This is a genomic window from Actinoplanes subtropicus (assembly GCF_000721705.1).
GTDB lineage: Bacteria > Actinomycetota > Actinomycetes > Mycobacteriales > Micromonosporaceae > Actinoplanes > Actinoplanes subtropicus.
In genome coordinates this window covers 35,783-56,117 of the sequence record NZ_JOJL01000005.1, presented here as the reverse complement: position 1 = coordinate 56,117, position 20,335 = coordinate 35,783, and the positions used below count along the sequence as shown (strand labels likewise).

The 20,335-nt window shown below is 71.8% G+C and carries 19 protein-coding genes; 10 read left to right on the top strand and 9 right to left on the bottom strand.

Annotated features, from left to right (window positions below; all coding sequences use genetic code 11):
* Window positions 1-9 precede the first annotated feature (9 nt).
* From kamD to IH26_RS61235, 9 genes are all read left to right on the top strand, one after another.
* Complete coding sequence (gene kamD / locus IH26_RS0108885; protein ID WP_030435648.1) at window positions 10-1,566, top strand: lysine 5,6-aminomutase subunit alpha; 1,557 nt, start codon at window positions 10-12, stop codon at window positions 1,564-1,566.
* A complete protein-coding gene (gene kamE / locus IH26_RS0108880; RefSeq protein WP_030435647.1) occupies window positions 1,563-2,297 on the top strand; it encodes a lysine 5,6-aminomutase subunit beta in 735 nt (244 codons plus the stop codon). Before kamD ends, kamE begins: the two co-directional genes overlap by 4 nt.
* Window positions 2,294-2,659 (top strand): 3-aminobutyryl-CoA ammonia lyase, encoded by a 366-nt coding sequence (gene kal / locus IH26_RS0108875; RefSeq protein WP_030435646.1) that lies wholly within the window; start codon window positions 2,294-2,296, stop codon window positions 2,657-2,659. Before kamE ends, kal begins: the two co-directional genes overlap by 4 nt.
* Window positions 2,656-3,921 carry a glutamate mutase L gene (locus IH26_RS0108870; protein WP_030435645.1) on the top strand — a complete coding sequence of 422 codons (1,266 nt, stop codon included), beginning with the start codon at window positions 2,656-2,658 and terminating at the stop codon, window positions 3,919-3,921. The genes kal and IH26_RS0108870 overlap by 4 nt, the downstream gene beginning before the upstream one ends.
* A gap of 440 nt (window positions 3,922-4,361) precedes the next feature.
* Window positions 4,362-6,044, top strand: a complete 1,683-nt coding sequence (gene lnt, locus IH26_RS0108865) for an apolipoprotein N-acyltransferase (RefSeq protein ID WP_030435644.1) — start codon at window positions 4,362-4,364, stop codon at window positions 6,042-6,044.
* Window positions 6,041-6,829, top strand: coding sequence for a polyprenol monophosphomannose synthase (locus tag IH26_RS0108860; RefSeq protein ID WP_030435643.1), 789 nt, complete (start codon window positions 6,041-6,043; stop codon window positions 6,827-6,829). The genes lnt and IH26_RS0108860 overlap by 4 nt, the downstream gene beginning before the upstream one ends.
* Window positions 6,830-6,881: 52 nt before the next feature.
* Window positions 6,882-7,424 carry an FxsA family protein gene (locus tag IH26_RS0108855; protein ID WP_030435642.1) on the top strand — a complete coding sequence of 181 codons (543 nt, stop codon included), beginning with the start codon at window positions 6,882-6,884 and terminating at the stop codon, window positions 7,422-7,424.
* 316 nt (window positions 7,425-7,740) lie between these two features.
* Complete coding sequence (locus IH26_RS0108850; protein WP_020517072.1) at window positions 7,741-8,079, top strand: RNA polymerase-binding protein RbpA; 339 nt, start codon at window positions 7,741-7,743, stop codon at window positions 8,077-8,079.
* A gap of 398 nt (window positions 8,080-8,477) precedes the next feature.
* Window positions 8,478-8,810, top strand: a complete 333-nt coding sequence (locus IH26_RS61235) for an SdpI family protein (RefSeq protein WP_051807799.1) — start codon at window positions 8,478-8,480, stop codon at window positions 8,808-8,810.
* Between the two features lie 228 nt (window positions 8,811-9,038).
* On the opposite strand, the gene IH26_RS0108840 is transcribed toward IH26_RS61235, so the two are convergent.
* The 4 genes from IH26_RS0108840 to IH26_RS63850 all read right to left on the bottom strand — a co-directional run bounded on the left by IH26_RS0108840 (window position 9,039) and on the right by IH26_RS63850 (window position 12,549).
* Complete coding sequence (locus IH26_RS0108840; protein ID WP_030435641.1) at window positions 9,039-10,265, bottom strand: coiled-coil domain-containing protein; 1,227 nt, start codon at window positions 10,263-10,265, stop codon at window positions 9,039-9,041.
* 177 nt (window positions 10,266-10,442) lie between these two features.
* Window positions 10,443-11,240 carry an alpha/beta fold hydrolase gene (locus tag IH26_RS0108835; RefSeq protein WP_030435640.1) on the bottom strand — a complete coding sequence of 266 codons (798 nt, stop codon included), beginning with the start codon at window positions 11,238-11,240 and terminating at the stop codon, window positions 10,443-10,445.
* Between the two features lie 32 nt (window positions 11,241-11,272).
* Entirely contained in the window at window positions 11,273-11,965 is a 693-nt protein-coding gene (locus IH26_RS0108830) for an SRPBCC family protein (RefSeq protein ID WP_030435639.1), read from the bottom strand.
* 2 nt (window positions 11,966-11,967) lie between these two features.
* On the bottom strand, window positions 11,968-12,549 hold the full coding sequence (locus IH26_RS63850) for a winged helix-turn-helix domain-containing protein (RefSeq protein WP_030435638.1): 582 nt from the start codon (window positions 12,547-12,549) through the stop codon (window positions 11,968-11,970).
* A gap of 129 nt (window positions 12,550-12,678) precedes the next feature.
* On the opposite strand from IH26_RS63850, the gene mycP reads away from it, so the two are divergent.
* The gene (gene mycP / locus IH26_RS0108820) at window positions 12,679-13,956 is read left to right on the top strand and encodes a type VII secretion-associated serine protease mycosin (protein ID WP_084598745.1); all 1,278 of its coding nucleotides are present in this window, start codon (window positions 12,679-12,681) and stop codon (window positions 13,954-13,956) included.
* A 301-nt stretch (window positions 13,957-14,257) separates the two neighbouring features.
* Here the strand turns inward: mycP and IH26_RS0108815 are convergent, their stop codons facing one another.
* From IH26_RS0108815 to IH26_RS0108795, 5 genes are all read right to left on the bottom strand, one after another.
* Window positions 14,258-14,902 (bottom strand): class I SAM-dependent methyltransferase, encoded by a 645-nt coding sequence (locus IH26_RS0108815; protein WP_030435636.1) that lies wholly within the window; start codon window positions 14,900-14,902, stop codon window positions 14,258-14,260.
* Between the two features lie 115 nt (window positions 14,903-15,017).
* Window positions 15,018-16,886 (bottom strand): GH39 family glycosyl hydrolase, encoded by a 1,869-nt coding sequence (locus tag IH26_RS0108810; RefSeq protein ID WP_034214316.1) that lies wholly within the window; start codon window positions 16,884-16,886, stop codon window positions 15,018-15,020.
* Window positions 16,887-17,037: 151 nt separating this feature from the next.
* A complete protein-coding gene (locus IH26_RS0108805; protein ID WP_245665049.1) occupies window positions 17,038-18,555 on the bottom strand; it encodes a glucoamylase family protein in 1,518 nt (505 codons plus the stop codon).
* A gap of 12 nt (window positions 18,556-18,567) precedes the next feature.
* Window positions 18,568-19,353 carry a carbohydrate ABC transporter permease gene (locus tag IH26_RS0108800; protein WP_245665047.1) on the bottom strand — a complete coding sequence of 262 codons (786 nt, stop codon included), beginning with the start codon at window positions 19,351-19,353 and terminating at the stop codon, window positions 18,568-18,570.
* A gap of 34 nt (window positions 19,354-19,387) precedes the next feature.
* Window positions 19,388-20,335 carry a carbohydrate ABC transporter permease gene (locus IH26_RS0108795; RefSeq protein ID WP_030435633.1) on the bottom strand — a complete coding sequence of 316 codons (948 nt, stop codon included), beginning with the start codon at window positions 20,333-20,335 and terminating at the stop codon, window positions 19,388-19,390.

The following is a 20,335-nucleotide window of genomic DNA, read 5'->3' as shown; positions in this document are numbered from 1 at the left end:
GAGGAGTACGTGGCCGGGAAGCTGAACCTCGATCCGCGGGTGGTCCGCACCGCGCGCCGGCTCGCCGCGAAGGCGGGCCGGCCGGTCGTCGACCTGGCCCGGTCGCACACCACCGTGTCGGTCGAGCGGGCGGTGCTGCGCCTGGCCGGCGTGCACGGCGCCGACCCGGACGGCATCCCGTGGGTGAACCGCCTCGTGGACGCCGTGGTCGCGGACGTGGGGCTGGGCCACGGGGTGGCGCTGCCGGTGTTCCACGCGATGCGGGCGAGCGGGGTCGACGACATCACCGTCCTGGCCCAGAAGGCCGCTGCGGGTGCGGTGCGGTTCGCCGTACCGGCCGGGAAAGCGGAAGCCCTCGCGGCCCGGCGCGCGGCGAAGAGGGCGACCAGCGACGGCCTCAAGGTCGTCGACCGCCGCCGGGCCGAGCGGGACCGCATGATCAAGCGGTACGGGGATCCGGAGCAGCGCCCGTGGATCTACCTGATCGTCGCCACCGGGGACATCTACGAGGACATCCCGCAGGCGCAGGCGGCCGCCCGGGCCGGCGCCGACGTGATCGCGGTGATCCGCTCGACCGGCCAGTCGCTGCTCGACTACGTGCCCGAGGGCGCGACCCGGGAGGGCTTCGCCGGCACGTACGCGACCCAGGAGAACTTCCGGCTGATGCGGGCGGCGCTCGACGAGACGTCCAGGGAGCTGGGCCGGTACGTGCGGCTGACCAACTACGCCTCCGGGCTGTGCATGCCGGAGATCGCCGCGCTGGCCGGCCTGGAACGCCTCGACATGATGCTCAACGACTCGATGTACGGCATCCTGTTCCGCGACATCAACCCGATCCGCACCTTCGTCGACCAGCGCTTCAGCCGCCAGGTGCACGCCCGCGCCGGCATCATCATCAACACCGGCGAGGACAACTACCTCACCACGGCCGACGCGGTCGAGGCGGCGCACACGGTCACCGTCTCGCAGCTGCTGAACGAGTACTTCGCGCACGAGGCCGGGCTGGCCGACTGGCAGCTCGGCCTGGGCCACGCCTTCGAGATAAACCCGGACCTGCCGGAGTCGTTCCGGCTGGAGCTGGCGCACGCCCTGCTCGCCCGCGAGCTGTTCCCGGACGCGCCGCTCAAGTGGATGCCCCCGACCAAGCACATGACCGGCGACGTGTTCCGCGGCAACCTGCTCGACGGCTTCTTCAACCTGGTCGGCACGCTCACCGGCCAGGGCATCCTCCTCGTGGGCATGATGACCGAGGCGGTCGTGACGCCGTGGCTGTCCGACCGCGATGTCGCCCTGCAGAACGTCCGCTACGTCCTCAACGGCGCCGGCAACCTGCACGAGGACTTCGTCCCGGCCCCGGGCGGCTTCCTCCAGCAGCGCGCCCACCAGGTCCTCGGCGAGGCCGTCGACTTGCTGGAGCGCATCGTCGACGACACCTTGCTGGAGGCGATCGCCGATGGCACCTTCGGCATCATGAAACGCCCGGCCGACCGCGGAAAGGGCCTGGATGGCGTCGCCAAGCACGAGGACGACTACTACAACCCCGTGACGGAGGCCCTGGAGTCATGACCATCATTCGGCCCTACGGGGATACGACCGGGGACGGGATGGTGCAGCTGTCGTTCACGCTGCCGGTTCCGCACGACAAGCGGGCCGAAGGGGCCGCTCTCCAGCTCGCCGGGAAGATGGGGATGGAGCCGGCGATGCTCGTGCACGCCAAGCAGATGGGGGACGCGTACACCTTCTTCGTGGTCTACGGGAAGGTGAACCACCTGGTCGACACCGAGAAGGTGCAGGTGGTCGAGCGGGATTATCCGCTGCTGAGCGCCAAGGAGGTCAACGCGGTCATCAAGCGGCGGCTGCGCCGGCGGCTCAACGTGGTCGGGGCGTGCATCGGGACGGACGCGCACACCGTGGGGATCGACGCGATCCTGAACCTCAAGGGGATCGCGGGGGAGAAGGGGCTGGAGTCGTACCGGGAGCTCGCGGTGACCAACATGGGCGCGCAGGTGTCCGTTCCCGATCTGGTCGAGACGGCGCGCGAGCAGAAGGCGGACGCCGTGCTGGTGTCGCAGGTGGTGACCCAGCGGGACGCGCACCTGCAGAACACCCGGGCGATGTCGGCGGCGTTCCGGGAGGCGCTGCCGGCGGGCAGGCGTCCGCTGCTGATCGTGGGCGGGCCGCGGTTCGACGAGTTGATGGCCGGGGAGCTCGGCGTCGACCGGATCTTCGGCCGGGGGACCACGCCGCGGGAAGTCGCGTCCTATCTCGTCCACGCCTTGACCGGGAGCTCGAAATGATCACTGTGGTCCACCGCCGGTACGTGCCCTACTCGCACGCCCACTACGCCGGGAACCTGGTCGACGGGGCGTACTCGCTGGGGCTGTTCGGGGACGTGGCCACCGAGGTGTGCATCCAGCTGGACGGGGACGAGGGGCTGTTCGCCTCCTACGACGACGTCCAGTTCAAGGCGCCGGTGCAGGCCGGGGACGTCCTGGAGATCACCGCGACGGTGGTGAAGATGGGCACCCGCTCCCGGAGGATCGCGTTCGAGTCGAAGGTCGTCTGCCGGGGGACCGGGGGCTCGTCGGCGGCGGTCCTGGCCGAGCCGATCGTGGCGGTGACGGCTACCGGCACCGTCGTGGTGCCCCCGAAGGGATGACGGCCGCGGTCTGCGTCGACGTCGGGTCCACGTACACGAAAGCCGGTCGGATCGATCTTGCATCGGGGGAGATGACCGGGCGGGCCGAGGTGCCGACCACGGCCGCGAGCGACGTGCTCCACGGCCTGGACGCCGCGGTGACGGCCGTAAAAGGCGATAAAAGCGATTTGCTGTACGTGTGCAGCTCGGCCGGCGGGGGTCTCCGGCTGGCGGTGGTCGGCTACGAATCGCTGGTCACCGCCGAGGCCGGGCACCGGGTCGGCCTGTCGGCCGGCGCCCAGGTCGTCCACGTGGCCGCGGGCCCGCTCGACGGGCGCAAGGTGCTCGCCCTCCGCGAGTCCCGCCCGGACGTGATCCTCCTGGTCGGCGGCACCGACGGCGGCGACGCGTCCGTTCTGCTGCACAACGCCCGACGAATCGCGACATCACGCCTCAAGGTGCCCGTGGTGCTGGCCGGCAACGCCGACGCCCGCGACCAGGCGACCCTTATCCTGAAAAATCGCGACATATCGGTCACCGCGACGGCGAACGTGCTGCCCAGGATCGGCGTCCTCGATCCGGGACCGGCCCGGGCGGCGATCCGCGAGGTCTTCCTCAAGCACGTGATCGGCGGCAAGAAGCTCTCGAAGGGCGCCCGCTTCGCCTCCCTCGTCCGCGCCGCCACCCCCGACGCCGTGCTCGCCGGCGTGGAACTGCTCGCCGACCTGACCGGCACCGGAGTCCTCGTCGTGGACGTCGGCGGCGCCACCACCGACGTCTACTCCGCCCTCGTCCCGGACGCCGAGCTCACCGCGGGCCCCCGCCGCGACGTCGCCGGCACGCTCTGGCGCTCCCGTACGGTCGAAGGAGATCTCGGCGTTGCGGTAGGCGCCCCCGGCACTGTGGCGGCCGCCACAGCCGAGAAATTGGCACTCCCGGAAACCGGACGGCCACCGATGCCGGAGAGTGATCGTGATCTGGCCGCCGCCGCCGCGATCGTGGCCCTCCGCCGGCACGCCCGCGGTCACTCTCCGGGACCCGGCCGGCCACGCACCGGAGGCCGTGACCTGCGCGAGGTCCGCCTGGTGGTCGGCTCGGGCGGGGTGCTGCGGCACGGCGGCGGCCCGTATGTGCTGGAAGCGGTGCTCGCCGACACGGCCGGCGGCTGGGCCGCCCCGGCCGGCGCCCGTACCGTGGTCGACCAGCGGTATGTTCTGGCCGCGGCCGGCCTGCTCGCCGCCGATCACCCGGACGCCGCGACCCGCCTGTTGAACACGCTGTAACTCGATCGGGTACGGGACATGACACGCCGAAAAACGCGACACGCCCAAGCGCGGGGGTGGCGGTTGACAGGCGGGCGGGGGCCGGACGTACCGTCTTTCTTTCCTGAGCACGGCAAGCGATCGTTGTCTACTTCGTTCCTCTACCCACTGGCCGCAGTCCTCGCAGGGGTCGCGCGTTCAGCCAGGTCCAGTGGGTGGGGGTCGGCGGGGCGGCAGTCGACCGATCTGACCGTCGACGGGGCACGGGTAGGGAACGGCGCCAGTAGACAACGGCACGACGAGGGCAGCCAGCCCGCGGCGGGTCGGTCCGAAGGCGTCCGCGACGTCCCGTTGGCCCGCCGCCCGTGCCCGGGAGGCGAAGGAGCACCAGAGGCGCGGCCGCTGTCCCGGCCGCGCCTCTTCCGTTCCCAGCCGGGACCGGTAGCCTTCCGCGCGTGGAAATGACGTTGCAGCCCCCGGTCGCGCCGCAGGCCAGCCCGCCTGCCGAGCCGCCCGCGCCGGTGGGCCTCCGGACGGCCCTGCTGCTCTCGGCCGCCGCCGGCGCCGCTCTGCTGCTCGCGCTTCCGCCGTTCGACCTGTGGCCGCTCGCCGTCGCCGGGGTGGCGCTGCTCGCGGTCGCCACCCACCGGCGCCGCCTGCGCGCCGGGTTCGGCCTCGGCTTCCTGGCCGGGGTGGTGCTGTTCTACCCGCTGCTGCACTGGACCAGCTTCGCGGCCGGCTGGCTGCCCTGGGCTCTGCTGTCCACCGCCGAGGCGGTCTTCTTCGGCCTCACCGGGCTGGCCACCGCCTGGCTGCGGCCGCTGCTCGACCGGTATCGCGGGCTGCTCTGGCCGCCGCTGCTCGGCCTGCTCTGGGTCGCCCAGGAGGCGCTGCGCGACCGGGCCCCGTTCGGCGGCTTCCCGTGGGGCCGGCTGGCGTTCAGCCAGGGCGACGCGCCCGTGCTGCGGCTCGCCGCGCTCGGCGGCGCCCCGGCGGTGACCTTCGGTGTCGCCGCCGCCGCCGGCGCGCTGGCCGGCCTCTATTACGCAATTTTTCCGGCATGGCGCGCTTTGTCCCGTGCGGAGCGCCGCAAGCCCTGGCTGGCGCTGGCCGGGCTCGATCGCCGCAAGCCGTGGCGTGAGCCGGTGATCCTGCTGCTCGTGATCGCCTTCGCCCTGATCATCGCGCCACGGGCCATCCCGCTCGGCGGCGACGGCGGCCCGACGAAGATCGTCGCGATCGTCCAGGGCAATGTCCCCCGGCTCGGCCTCGAGTTCAACGCGCAGCGTCGCGCGGTCCTCGACAACCACGTCAAGGCCACCCGCCAATTGGCCGCCGACGTCGCCGCCCACCAGCAGAAACAGCCCGACCTGGTGGTCTGGCCGGAGAACTCCAGCGACATCGACCCGCTGCGCAACCAGGACGCGGCCGACGAGATCTCCGCGGCGGCCGACGCGATCAAGGCGCCGATCCTGGTCGGCGCCGTGCTGCGGACCGGCAACCCGAACGACATCAAGAACGCCGGCCTGCTCTGGGTGCCCGGCGCCGGCCCCGACCCGACCCAGCAGTACGTGAAGCGTCACCCGGTGCCGTTCGCCGAGTACATGCCGCTGCGCTCGATCGCCCGGCTGGTGTCCGACAAGGTCGACCTGGTGCGCAACATGCTCTCCGGCACCCGGCCGGGCGTGCTGCGGACCGGGCCGCTGACCCTCGGCGACGTCATCTGTTTCGAGGTCGCCTACGACGGCATCGTCCGCGACACGGTCACCGGCGGCGGCCAGGTCCTCGCCGTGCAGACCAACAACGCCACCTTCAACGCGGCCGAGGCGAAGCAGCAGATGGCGATGGTGCGGCTGCGCGCGGTCGAGCACGGGCGCGACTCCCTGATGGTCTCCACCGTGGGCGTTTCCGGCTTCGTCGACGTTTACGGCAGCGTCCATCAGGAGACCGGATTCGACACCGCGGCGGTGAAGGTGCGTGCCATGCACCTGAGTTCGTCGCGTACGCTGGCCACTCGCTTGGGTGTGTTGCCCGAGATCGCGGCTGTCGTCCTGGCGGTGGCCGCCCTGGCCACCGCGTTCGTCCTGCGGCGCGGCCGGCGTGAGACCAGCATCGACGGTACCGACGAGGCGGAGGCAAGGTGAGCGAGGCGGAGGGCTACCCGGGAGTTGGACGGGTGCTCGTGGTCATCCCGACCTACAACGAGGCCGACAACATCCGGATGATCACCGGACGGGTCCGGGCCGCGGTGCCCGCGATCGACATCCTCGTCGCCGACGACAACTCACCCGATGGCACCGGCGGGATCGCCGACGAGCTCGCGCTCGCCGACGACCACATCTTCGTGCTGCACCGGGCCGGCAAGGAGGGGCTGGGCGCGGCGTACAAGGCCGGCTTCGCCTGGGCCAAGGACAAGGGCTACGACGCGGTCGTCGAGATGGACGCGGACGGCTCGCACGCCCCCGAGGAGCTGCCGCTGCTGCTCGACGCGCTCAAGGACCACGACGCGGTGCTCGGCACCCGCTACATCGCCGGCGGCAGCGTGCACAACTGGCCGGCGCACCGGCTGGTGCTCTCCCGCGGCGGCAACATCTACATCCGGATGGCGCTGGGCATGCCGTTCCGCGACGCGACCGGCGGCTACCGCGCGTACCGGATGCCGGTGCTCGACGCGATCAACGTCGACACCATCGCCTCCACCGGGTATTCGTTCCAGGTCGAGCTCGCCTGGCGGTCGTACCGGAACGGTTTCCGGATGACCGAGGTGCCCATCACGTTCACCGAGCGCGAACACGGCGTCAGCAAGATGAGCGGCAACATTTTCAAGGAACAGCTGCTCAGGGTCACCGTGTGGGGGGTGCAGGCGCGCCGCGACGGGCTGCTGCGGATGCTCGGCCGCAAGTCGCGCCCGGGTTCGACCTGGCCGTGACCGGGTGCCCGCGTGTCATGCTGGATCGGTTGGCGTGACACCGGAGGCTCACATGCAGCGTCGAGGATTTGCCCTGCTGCCGCTGGCGCTCGCCGCCCTGGTCGTGGCCGAGGTGGCGGTGTTCCTGGCGGTCGCCCACGCGATCGGTGGCGGCTGGGCCCTGCTCCTGCTCGCCGTCTTCACCCTGACCGGCATGGCGTTGCTGCGCCGCGAGGGCATCCGCGGCTGGCGGGCGTTCCGCGCCGCCGCTGACGAGGGCCGCCCGCCCGGCCCCGAGGTGACCAATTCGCTGGTCGGCCTCGGCGGCGCGCTGCTGCTGGCGGCGCCCGGCTACCTGACCTCCCTGGCCGGCCTGCTGCTGCTGGTCCCGCCGTTCCGCGGCGTCGCCCGGCGCGGCGTGGAGAGCTTCGCCGCGCGCCGCATCGACCCGCTGGTCGCCGGCGACCTCTTCGGCCCGCGCAAGGTCAAGGTCCGCCGCGGCGACCCGGTCGTGGTCGTCCCCGCCCAGCCGTCGCCCGCCGCCCAGCCGTCGCCCGCCGCCCAGCCGAGCGCCGCGATCGAGGGCGAGGTCATCGAGGGCGAGGTGCTCCGCTGAGAGAGACATCTCAGATTCGATGACCACCGGACGAACAACTGGCGTCGGCCCGGCGAATCGGGCGGCGGATTGCCGGGTAACCGGCCGAGTGACCGACGTCGCACCACCCGCAGAACACCCATAGTCCCGTAAAGTGGACCAAGGTCCACTTCGGCGGGGGTCTGCGCCGACGGGAACATGCGGGGTCCGGTTACGCTCGTAGCGTTAACACTGCCGTCACAACGGTGGTCCGGAGCCTTGGCGACCGTGGAATCCCACGGCCGCGCCTTTCGTTACACCAACGGAAGCAGCACCACGAGCGAGGGGAAAGCCGATCATGGGCGAACGCATGCTGCGCGGCAGCCGTCTTGGCGCAGTCAGCTACGAGTCCGACCGCAACACCGAGCTGGCTCCCCGGCAGACCCGAGAGTACCTGTGCGTCAAGGGCCACCAGTTCGAGGTGCCGTTCGCCGTCGACGCCGAGGTGCCCACCACCTGGGAGTGCAAGTTCGACGGCAGCGTCGCCCGCCTGGTGGACGGCAGCGAGCCCGAGCAGAAGAAGGCGAAGCCGCCGCGCACCCACTGGGACATGCTCCTCGAGCGCCGTTCGATCTCGGAGCTGGAGGACATCCTCAACGAACGCCTCCAAGAGGTGCGGACCCGTCGAGGCCGCTGACCAGCTGGCTTGGTGAAATGGCCGTCCCGCTCCGGGGCGGCCATTTTTGCGTGTCCAAGCGCGTTCACAGGCCTCTTTCGGTCCTTCCGGGCGGGTCCCTGGCTCGGGTGGTTTCTCCAGTCGTCCTGGTCCTGCTGCCTTGGATGTACGGGTCGGCACCAGTCCCCGGTTCAGCGGATCTGCATGCTGCATGGCCGGGCCTGTCACCCGGCCGCCGGGCTGACCCGTCGTGGCGCTTCGGGCTCGCGGGCTTCGCCCGCCTCGCCCGGACCGGCTTCATCCTAGGATGCCTAGAGGAAGTGCCTGGCGTCACTACGTGCCGCCGCTGTCCTTGCCCCCGGCGCCGGCGCCGGGGAAGAGACTGGTGGGGTCAGTCGCGAACGGAAGAAGGGCCTGCCGTGATCGGACCGGTCGTGGTGATCGTTGCGGGTGCCCTGGTTGCCGTGAGTGGGGTGCTGGGCTGGGTTGGGCGGCTGCCGCGTAACCGGCTTGCCGGGGTGCGGACGGCGAGCACCATGCGGAGTGAGCGCGCCTTCGCGGCCGGCAACCGGGCGGCCGGGCCGGCGGTCACCCTGGGCGGGCTCGCGGCGATGGTGGCCGGTGTGGTGGGGCTCTTCGTGCGCGGGAGCGACGTCGACGGGGTGATCGTGGTCGGTGCCCTCGCGATGGCGGTGCTTGCCGTCGTCGGCGGGATCGTGGGCAGCCGCGCCGCCAGCCGAACCGACGACTGACGGCGCCGCCGCGTCGGCCGGTGGCACCGGCTCGCTCGGCTGGTGTCAGGTGGCGGATGGGACGCGGCCGCGCTGAGTGGGGGCGTTGGCGCGTGGCTTCGACGCGGCCACGCTGGCTGCCGGCGTTCGCGGGGTGTGTTGGCTGAGCGCGTTCGCGGGGTGTGTTGGCTGAGCGCTTTCGCGGGGCTGCGTTGGCTGAGCGCTTTCGCGGGGCTGCGTTGGCCGGGGTCAGGTGGTGGCTTCGGCTCGGGGCTGCGGGGTGGGGCGGGCGCCGCCGAGCGAGGCCAGGGCCGAGGCCAGGTCGCTTACCTGGGCGGTCAGCTGAGTGGCGCGGGACTGGGCTGCCTCGGCGTCCGCGCGGGCGGTGGTCAGGCGGCGTTCCAGGTCGGCTCGGTCCTGGGCGGCCTGGTGGGCGGCGCGGGTCAGGGTCTCGTGGGCCTGGCGCAGGGTGTCTCGCTCGGTGGTGGCCTCGGCCAGGGCCTGGCGCAGGCTGGTGAGCTCCGCGTCGGCGGTGGTGCGGGCGGTGGCTGCCTCCCGGCGTACGGCCTCGGTGGTTCTGGTTGCGGCGGTGAGTTGGTCGGTCAGGTCTTGCCGGGCGGTTTTGAGGGTGTCGACCGTGCGGCTCAGCTCGTCGGCGCGGGCGGCGGCGGACTGGGCCTCGTCGACGGCCGCGGCCAGCTCTCGCTCGATGGTGTCGCGGTCGCGGCGGGCCTGCTGGAGGTCGGCCTGGGCGGTGGCGAGTTCCTCGCGGGTGGCGGCCAGTTCGGCTCGGGCGGCCTCGCGCAGTTCGGTGAGCTCGGCTCGAGCCGCCTCGCGGGCTTCGGTGAGTTCGGCTCGGGCGGCTTCGCGGGTCTCGGTCAGTTCGGCTCGGGCGGCGTCTCGTTCGGACTCGGCTCGTTCGCGCAGGGCGGTTGCCTTGGTGGTCTCGCGGCGGGCCTCGTCGCGCTCGGTGTTCGCGCGGGCGGCGCTCTCGGTGGCGGCGGTGGCCCGGCGTTCGGACTCCTCGGCCTGGTGGCGGGCCTCGTCGCGTTCGGCCACGGCGGCGGCGGTCAGCTGCTGGGCGTTGGCCACCGCGGTAGCGGCTCGCTCGGCGTCGCGGCGGGCGTCGTCGCGTTCGGTGTGGGCGGCGGCGATCTGGCCGGAGGTCTCGGCGCGTAGTTCGGCCAGTTGGCGTTCGACGCCGGCGGGGGAGAGTTCGGAGTGCAGTGCCTCGGAGAGCGAGCCGACGAGCTGGTCGAGGCGGTCGACGATCTCCCAGGTGCGGGCGACCTGGCCGGCCAGGCCGGGGGAGGAGCGGTGCCGCATCCTGCTGTTGCGGGAGGCGCGCTGGCACTCGCCGTCGTTGTCCCGGCAGTAGCGGAACGGGCGGCCGGCCGAGGCCCGCTGGGGGACGGGGCGTCCACAGTGGGCGCAGGGGCGGGTCTCGTTGTCGGTGGGGGCGTCGTTGTCGCTCATCGCCTGTTCACCCTAGGCGCGCGGGCTGCCCGGGAGGCGCCACCACACCGGCGGCAACTTCCCGGGCACCATCATCCTAGGATGCTCTACGCGACGTGCGCCACGTCACCCGGTCACAACACAGAGAAAGGTCAAAACCAAAAAGGAATCAACGACTACCCGCCTTTGAATTTCGGCTCAGCGGGCGGTCAGGAACTCCTTGACCGCGGGGGCGAGGGCGGCCGCCTTCACCATGTGGGTCTGGCCGGGGAGGGTGCGGTACTGGGCCTTGGGCAGCGCCTCGCTGAGGGCCTTGGCGGCGTTGCGCATGTACTGCGGGCTCTTGCCGCCGTCCATGACCAGGGCGGGGGCGGTGACGTTCGACCAGCGGGCCGGGTCCAGCGGGACGCCGCGGCCGGTGTCGCCGAGGATCCGCAGGTCGTACGGGAGGGTCGGGGCGACGGCCTTGAGTTTCTTCCAGGGCGGGGTCAGGGCCATGATGTGCACCATCGCGGCGGGCATGCCGACGTGCTTCATGAACTTCTTGAGGGCGCCGGAGCGGTCGTCGCGGGCGATCAGGTCCTCGGTGTCGGCGACGAAGGTGTCCTCGCGCGGGGCGCGGGTGACGTCGACGATGAACGGGGGCTCGTAGAGGGCCAGTTGGGTGATGCCGGGGAGTTTGTTCGCGGCGTCGGCGGCGAGGACGGCGCCGGAGGACTGTCCCAGGAGGGCGGCCTCGCCGCCGGCGGCTCCCAGGATCGCCGCGAGGTCGTCGATCTCGCGGTCCTCGGACCAGGGGAGGGTGTTGCCGCTCTCCCCGCGGCCGCGCCGGTCGTAGAAGTGGACCGTGAGGGTGTCGGCGAGGGCGGCGGCGAGGGCGCGGGCGGGGCCGAAGTCGCGGTGGCACATGGCGCCGTCGACGAGGATCAGGGCGGGGCCGGTGCCGGTGGTCTCGTAGGCGATGGTGGTGCCGTCGGCGGAGGTCACAGTGGACATGTCGGGGCATTCCCTTCAGAGCTGGGCGGCCTTCAGAACTGGGCGAGGAAGGCCGCCCAGTCGGTGGTGTCGGGGGCGGTGAGGGCGTGGCTGGCGACGAAGGCGCCGTGGAGGCCGCGGATGTAGCGGTACAGGCCGGTGGGCGTACGCAGGCCGAGGGTGTGCGGGTTGGTGAAGTAGACCTGGCCGCCGCCGGGGAGTTCGTCGCCGGGCTGGGGTGACGGGTTCAGGCCGAGGGCCTTGTGCAGGGCGGTCCAGGCGGCGGGCCAGTCGGTGACCGGCGGGCCGAAGGCGGTGACCGGGGTGGTGGGGCGGCCGGGGAAATGGCGGAGGTATTCGACCAGGGTGGCGAAGAAGAGCTGGGTGCCGTATCGCATGGCTTCGTATTCGTCGGCCCAGTCGTCGCCGGGGAGGAAGCCGCTGGTGACCGCGCGGAGGGTGGTGCCGGACTGGTCGCGGCCCTCGACGAGGTAGTCGTAGGCGATGAACCGGCCGTCGGGGGCGGGCTCCGACCCGTACGCGAAATGGTGTGGTCTGTTGTTGATTTTGATCGTGCCGGCCGGGATCCAGTTGTCGCCGAAGGCGGTGCGGACCTCGCCGTTGTCGATCTCGGTGCGGCCGACGAACCAGGTGGAGATGCCGGGGCCGGTGGCGATGGCGTCCCAGATCTGGTCGGGGGTGGCGGTGACGGTGGCGTCGAGGTGGGTCTCGAATTCCTTGCCCATGGTCACTTCTCCAGGGAATCGAGGGCGGGGTGTACGGCGAGGACGAGGCGGTGTTTGCGTCCGGTTTCGGAGTGATATTTCGAGATGAGTTGGGTGACGCTGTCGGTCAGTTCGGCGGCGAAGGCGGCGCGGTCGTCGGGGGTGGCGAAGCGGATCTCGCCGTCCAGGGCGTAGGTGGCGACGCGTTGCTGGGCCTGGGTGGCGCCGGTGATCAGGGCGCCGACGTCGCGGACGAGGCGGCCGGCGAGGGCGAGCAGCCAGCGGGCGGAGAGCCGGTCGGGGGCGCGGCCGGGGTCGGGGGCGACGGCGGCCATGGCGGCGGGGGAGATGACGTAGGAGGCGGCGGTGGCCTGCATCATGCGTTCGGTGACGTTGCCCTTGCGGCGTTCCTCGACGAGGTGGATGAGGCCGTGTTGTTCGAGGGTGCGCAGGTGGTAGTTGACTTTCTGGCGGGGCAGGCCGACCTTGCCGGCGAGCATGGTGGCGCTGCCGGGCTGGGCCAGTTCGGCGAGCAGGCGGCTGCGGATGGGGTCGAGGGAGACCTCGGCGGCGGCGGGGTCTTCGATGACGGCTACGTCGTGCATGGGGTGAGCCTCTCACCGAAAACAAAAGTTGTCCAGCCTGTATTTGTGGTCGGTGGGTGGGCGCGGGCGGATTCTGTCGCAGCCCCTCGGTACCATCCATCCGAATCGTTGGAGACGGGGGTGTTGTCGATGCGCTGGCCTCGCCGGGCGGCCGCGGTGGTGGCGGTGTCCGCCGTGCTGGTGGCGCCCGCGCCGGCCCAGGCGGCGGCGTGTCAGACCGAGCCGGCCAGGGCGTCGGTGTTCAAGGGCACCCCGGCCGAGGATGCGGTGTATGCGCCGCAGCGGCTCGCCCCGCTGGCCACCGGCAAGGGCATCCGGGTCGCGGTGATCGACTCCGGGGTGGACCCCACCCATCCGCAGCTGCAGGGTCAGGTGCTCACCGGCGCCGACTTCCTGCGCAACGATCCGAACGGCCGGCAGGACTGCATCGGCCACGGCACGGCGGTGGCCAGCCTGATCGCGGCCACCCCGGCGGGCGACACGGGGTTCCAGGGGCTGGCGCCGGGGGCGAGGATCGTGCCGATCCGGATCAGCGAGCAGACCGAGGATGCCGAGGGCAACACGTCCGGCGATCCCGGCTCGCCGGCCCGGTTCGCCGCGGCGATCGACTTCGCCGTGCGGCGCGCCCACGTCCAGGTGATCAACCTGTCGCTCGTGATGACCCGGGAGAACGAGCTGGTCGACGCGGCGGTCCGGCGGGCGCTCGAGGCCGGGGTCGTGGTGGTGGCCGCGGCCGGTAACCACGGCAAGGACGGGGAGGACGTGCCGACCTGGCCGGCCGCGGTGCCGGGGGTGATCGCGGTGGCGGCGGTCGGGCCGGATGGGACGCGGGCGGAGTTCTCGCAGCGCGGCGCCTTCCTGTCGATCTCCGCGTACGGGGTGAACGTGACGGTCGCGAACCGCGGCGCGGGGAACCTGACCGATCAGGGCACCAGTTTCTCGGCGCCGTTCGTCTCGGCGACGGCGGCGCTGCTGCTCGAGCGGTTCCCGGGGATAGGGCCCGGCGAGGTGCGGCGGCGGCTGCAGGCGACGGCGGATCCGGCGCCGGGCGGGCCGAAGGAGTATGGCGCGGGGCTGCTGAACCCGTACCGGGCGCTGACCGAGTCGCTCGGGCCGGCCTCCCGGGCGCCGGTCGCGCCGCAGGTCATGCACCCGAACGATCCGGCCGCGGTGGCGCTGGCCGAGCGACGGGAGCAGTCGCGGCAGATGGCGCTGTGGTTCGCGGCGGCCGGCGCGGCGCTGGTGCTGCTGCTGGCGGCGGCCGCGCTGATCGTGCGGCGGGGGCGTAGCCGGGGGTGGCGCCCGGCCGATCCGGTCGGCTCGCCGCGGCCGGTCGAGGGTGGCGGGCCGGCGCGGGCGGTCGACTCCGGCGGGGTGTTGCGGCCGATCGACGCCGGGCGCCGCTGACCGGGCGCCGCTGACCGGGCGCCGCTGACCGGGCGTGCCGCTGGTGGGCGTGCCGGCGGTGGGCGTGTCGCTGGTGGAGCATGCCGGCGGTGGGCAGCCGTGCGGCTCGGCCGTCAGTTCCGCACGGGCCAGAACCTACCCGGCCGGCAGGGCTCGAGCGCGCCGAGACCCGCTACGCCGACGGCCCCGCCCCGGCGGTGCGCGGCGCAGGCGTTGCCGCCCGCACCGACACCGCCCGCACCGACGCCGGCCGACCTCCGGTAGGCCGCAGCATCGCCGCGCACGAACGCGCATGGGCGCGTCAAGCGTTGCGGAACAGGAGGTAGCCCTGCGGGCAGATTTCCGATTCCTCGGGCGGGCGGCTGCCGTGGAACACCAGGTCGAGGCCGGCGCCGGCGGCCAGGTCCAGCATCTCCCGGGCGGGCAACCAGTACGAGTCGAACTCCACGCCCAATCCGGCGGACCGCCCGCCACGACGGTGCTGACCGTCGCCGTCCTTGAACGCGGTCACCAGATACCCGCCCGGTTGCAGGACCCGCGCGAGTTCGGCGAACGCGACCGCCCGGGTCGGCGGTGTCAGGAAGATCAGCGAGTACCAGCACACCACGCCGGCCAGCGAGGCGTCCGGGAACGGCAGGTCGCGCAGGTCGGCCACCTCGAACGGGAACGCCGGGTGGTCACGGCGAGCGACCTCGATCATGCCAGGGGACAGGTCGACGCCACGCGGGGAAAGGCCGCGCGAGGCCAGGTACGGCATGAGCCGACCGGTCCCGCAGCCCACGTCGGCCACCTCGGCGCCCCTGCCCGCGGCGAGGGTCAGTTCGCTGAACAGGTCGAGCATCGCGCGCTCGATCGGCATCGACTCCAGAAGTCCGGCCAGGCGTTCGGCATACCAGTCGGCGAGCACGTCGTGCGCGTGACGCAGTTCCTCGGTTTGAGCATCCACGGTCCGCGACCCTACCGACCTATCGTCGAACGGATCCGCGCTGGCGAAAGTGGCGTCTGCTCGGCGACGAGCATGCGACAGCGGCTCCACAGGCGCCTTGGTCTCGTCGTCGTGGTCATGCCGTCGGCTCTTCCGGACGTAGTTCGAGGAAGGCTATGCCGGGGTTGGGCAGGGCCAGGACCAGTTCCTCGCCGGGGGTCACGCGGCGTGGGGGCTGGGCCTCGTCGAGGCGGTCGCCGGCGTGCAGGTCGGTCCATTCCTGGGGAGTGGGCCAGTCGGCGCCGTGCCAGTGGGTGGCGGGGTTGCCGTGGTCGGTGTCGATTCGCCACAGGCGCAGGGTGTGTGGGGTGGGTAGTGGCGGGGTGAAGCGGATCAGCCGGGCCAGGGCGGCGTTGCCGGTGACCTTGCCGTGGTCGAGGGTGCTGTTCCAGAGCAGGAGGCCGAGGCCGCCGTCGGGGTAGCGGGAGGCCCAGGCCTCGACCAGGCTGCCGGCGCCGTCGCCGGTGAGGGTTACCGGGAGCTGGGTGTCGCCGAGGCGTTGGGCCAGCCACAGGGCCCAGAACTTCGGCTTGGCCAGGTTGCCGACGGTGAGCAGGCCGAAGCCGCCGTGCCAGAGGCGGGGCGGGCGGCCGAGCTCCTCGAAGTGATCGGAGGCCACCCACGGGGCGAGGGCGTCGAGCCGGCCGGCCGCCGAGTGCATGCCCTTGAGCAGGAACGCGGCGGCGAACACCGAGTCGTTGAGGGGGCTGCCGTGGGTGGCGGTGACGCCCCACTCGGTCCACAGGATCGGGCGGCCGCCGGCCCAGGGGCGCAGGTCGAGGGGGAGTGTCCCGTACACGTGGGTGGAGAGGAAGTCGGTGGGGGCGTCGGCGCGGACCTGGTCGTCGATCCAGCCGACGGCGGCGGTGGCCGGGCCGCCGACCCGCAGGGCCGGGTCGACGGATTTCACGGCGTGGGCGGTGAGCCGGTAGAGCCGCCAGTAGTCGGCGGGGGTGCCGGACCAGAAGACCGAAAGGTTCGGCTCGTTCCACACCTCGAACCGCCAGCGGGAACGCAGCTCGTCGAGGCCGTAGCGGTCGGCCAGGTGGGCGGTGAACGCGCGGATCAGGTCGTGCCAGCGGGACCAGTCCTTGGGCGGGGAGATGCCGCCCCGGTAGGTGAAGACCGTGCGGGACGGGTCGGCGGCGAGGTCGCGGGGCATGTAGCCGAACTCGACGACCGGGGTCATGCCGAGGTCGAGGACGGTGTCGTAGACCTGGTCGACCCGGTCGAAGTGGTATTCGGGGGTGTTCTCGTGCTCGCGGTAGACGCCGAGGTCGTCGCCGAGGATGGCGTGCGCGCGGACGGAGCGGATGCCCAGGTCGTCGTGGACGCGGCGGAGGGCCTCGCGCAGTTCGGGGCCGATCGGGCGGCCGCCGGTGAGGTCGGGGGAGAGCAGGTGGCTCAGGTGCTCGGAGCCGACCATCTCCTGCCAGATCCGGGGGAGCGGGGCCGTGCCTTCGCCGAGCTCGACGGTCACCTCGCCGGACTTGCCGGATAAATCGGGCGGACCGCCGCCGGGTGGGGCGCCGCCGCCGGGCAGGGCGCCGCCGGGCGGGCGGGTGACTGGCGGGGCGGTGACCGGGACCGGGGCGGAGAGCGGACCGATCGCGTTGACGGTTTGCAGGGCGGCCACGGCATACCAGCCGCCGTGCGCGGGAGTGGTGTCCGCGTAGGGGCCGTGCGGGACGGCCAGGACGTCGCCGCCGCCGTGGTCCACCACCTCGAAGGGGCCCTCGCGGGAGGCGGAGCGGTGCACCGCATAGCCGATCGCGCCGGGAACCGGGGACCAGGACACGGTTACCTGGCCCCGGCCGGCCACCGCCGACACGCCGTCGGGGGCCGGGAGGTCGGCGGCGACCGAGGTGCCGGGGGTGCGGTCCTGGGCGCCGCCCCCGCCCATCAACTGGGCCCAGCGCTGCCGGGCCTGCTCCTCGATCGTCATCGGCGGCTCCCATCCGGCGGAGAGAGCGGCAACCCGGGCGGCGGGGAGAGCGGCAACCCGGGCGGCGGGGAGAGCGGCAACCCGGGCGGCGGGGAGAGCGGCAACCCGGGCGGCGGGAAGAGCAGCAACCCGGGCGGCGACACGGGCGGCGTCATCGGCTTCCGCCGCCGACCTGGGGGAGGGGCTGGCCGGCGGGCACGTTGAAGGTCTCCTGGGCCAGCAGCGGGCGGATCACGCGTTCGAACTGAGGAGTCACGAAGGCGCGGCGCAGCACGTCGTGGGACAGGACGTTGCCGAGGGCGCCCATGGTCATGGCCTGATCCAGGGACAGGTATCGCTTGGCCACGGTGCCGGAGCGCACGGCGATCGCGTCGTAGAAGCCACCCTTGCCGTACGCGTCGAAATGGGTCTTGAGTTTGGCGAGGTTGTCGATCGCGGCCTGGGGTGCGTAGGGGAGGGCGAGGAACGCGGCGTGCGGGGTGACCACGCCGTCGCCGTAGACGGCGGGCGGCCCGGGCGGGCGGCAGGTGCCGAAGCCGGCGTCGTACTTGCCGCCCTGCACGTCGGAGGGGTAGCCGTCGGTGTCCATGCCCATCGCGTCGACGCCCCACGCGGAGTAACCGCCGAACGGGTTCGATGCCGGAGAGAATCCCCAGTAGCCGTACTTGGCGTCGTGGAGACCGTGCTCGATCTGTGCGGCGACGGTGGCCGGGTGGTTGCGGCCCCAGCTGGCCGGGCCCCAGGTCTCCTCGGGGACGAACAGGTCGGGCATGAGCGCCTCGAACATGTCGCCGCCCCAGCTGGGCACGAAGGTGATGCCCCGGTAGCGGTAGGAGCCCTCGTAGACGGGCACGCCGAGGTGGGTGGTGGGGAAGCCGTGCGGTTCCCTCTCCTGCCACGAGTAGTCGCAGGTGTCGGGCAGGGTGCGCATGGTGGTGAAGTACGCGGCCGGCGGGATCTGGCCGGCGCCGATGCCCAGGTAGGTGGCGATCCGCGGCTCGGTGACGGTGATGTCGTAGTGGTTGCAGGTGAACCAGACGCCGTCGCGGGGCAGTGAGCAGCCGGGTGGCGGGGTGTCCCAGAAGCCGCCGGCGATCAGGCCCTTGGTGCCGGCCGCGGTGGTGGCGTCCGGGTTGTAGTAGAAGCCGAAGTTCATCGCGCGCAGGATGCGGTCGGCCTTGCCGCGCAGGGACGGTAGCGCGCCCTCGACCACGCGGAGTGAGGCGGCCAGCCAGCCGTTGTCGACGCTGGACAGGAAGGGCGTGATCGTGGAACCGTCGTCGGGCCAGGTGGTCAGGACCGCCCCGGTGTGCGGGTCATACCAGTTGTAGTACATGCCCGACTTTTCGTGCTTTTTCAGTGCGGATAGCGTGGTGAGGGTCTTGTCGACGCGCGCGACGGCCTCGCGCGACGAGATCAGCCCCAGGGACTGGGCCACGACGGCCGACCAGAGATAGCCGCCGATATTGGTCGGGGACGTATAGGCCGATTTGACGGATAGATCGCCGGAGATGTTGTCGGCTACCAGGCCCGTGGACGGGTCGGCCATGGCGGTCAGCGAACGCCACGTGTCCCTAGCGTACGCAAGCAACGGATGTTGACCTGCCGCGGTCATGAATCCCAGGACCAGGGCGGCGGGCAGGAGGGTGGCCAGGAGGCGTCGTAGCACGGGAACATCCCCTCACTTGAGACCGGTCGTGGCGATGCCGCGCAGGAACTGCCGCTGCAGCACCAGGAAGACGATCAGCACCGGCAGCACGACCACCACGGCGCCGGCCAGCAGCAGCCCGAAGTAGATGCGGTTCTGCCCGATGCTGTAGAGCGCCAGCGCGACCGGCAGCGTGTACTTGTCGTCGGTGGTGGCCACCACGAGCGGCCACAGGAAGTTGTTCCACGAGGCCAGGAACGTCAGGATGCCCAGCGTCGCGAGGGCCGGCCGGCACAGCGGCAGCACGATCCGCCAGAAGATCCGCCACTCGCCGGCGCCGTCGACCCGGGCCGCCTCGATGAGATCGTCGGGGACGGACAGCAGGAACTGCCGCATCAGGAACACGCCGAACGGTCCGGCGAGGAACGGCAGGACCAGGCCGGCGTACGAGTTGGCCAGCCCCAGGTTCGAGACGAGCACGAACTGCGGCACGAACAGGACCATGCCGGGCACCATCAGCATGCCCAGGACGATCAGGAACAGCGCCTTGCGGCCAGGGAAGTTCAGCTTCGCGAGGGCGTATCCCAGGAGCGAGCAGAACAGCAGGTTCCCGGCCGTGACCAGCACCGCCACGATCACCGAGTTGAGGAAGTAGCGCGGGAAGTCGAGCCGGGCGAACAGGTCGTGGTAGTGCGCCGGCGTCCAGTGGCTCGGCCACCAGGTCGGCGGCACCGAGCGGATCTCGCTCTCCGGTTTGAACGAGGACAGCAGCATCCACAGGAACGGTCCGACGACGACCGCCAGGCCACCAAACAGCACGAAATAGAGGACAGATCGGCCAACAATGTCGCGTCTAGTCAGCATCGCGCGCTCCCAGGAGCCGGAACTGGAGGGCCGACAGCGCGACTATGGCGATGAACAGAACGTAGGCGGCCGCCGACGCGTACCCGTAATTGCCGAAACCGAATTGGTGGTAGATGTGGTACGAGACCGACAGCGTCGACGACAACGGCCCGCCCTGCGTCATGACGAGCGGCTCCTCGAACAGTTGCAGATAGCCGATCCCGGTGATGACCGCCCCGAACAGCAGCGCCGGCCGCATCAACGGCAGCGTCACCCGGCGGAACTGCTGCCATCGCCCCGCGCCGTCCAGCGTCGCCGCCTCGTACAGGTCAAGCGGAATACCCTGCAGCGCGGCCAGGAAAATCACCATGAGCGACCCGAAATTCCGCCAGGTCGCCATCACGATGATCGATCCCAGTGAGGTGTGCGGGTCCTGCAGCCAGGCCGGCCCCTGAATGCCCACCTGGGCGAGGAGATTGTTGACCAGCCCGGCGTCCGGGTCGAGCAGGAACCGCCACACCACCGCGATCGCCACGATGCTGGTCACCACCGGCAGATAGAACCCGACCCGGAACAGCCCGCGCAGCCGGATCAGCCCGGAATTGACGGCGTTCGCGGCGGCGAGCGCGGCCAGAATCGTCAGCGGCACCCCGACGACCACGAAGATCGCCGTGTTCACCGCGGCCCGCCGGAACAGCGCATCCTCGAACAGCCGGGTGTAATTGTTCAGGCCGACGAAATTGACCGCGAACGGGTGCCGCAGATCGGTCGAGCGCATGTCGGTGACGCTCATCAGCAGCGACGCCACCACCGGCAGCAGCGCGAACACGACGAACAACAGCGTGAACGGCGCCGCGAACGACCACCCGGTCACCGCCCGCCGCCACTTGCGGGCGCCCGGCCGGGCCTCGGCGGACGCGTGCCGCGCGCCCGCCCGGACCGCCTGCTGCACGGCCAT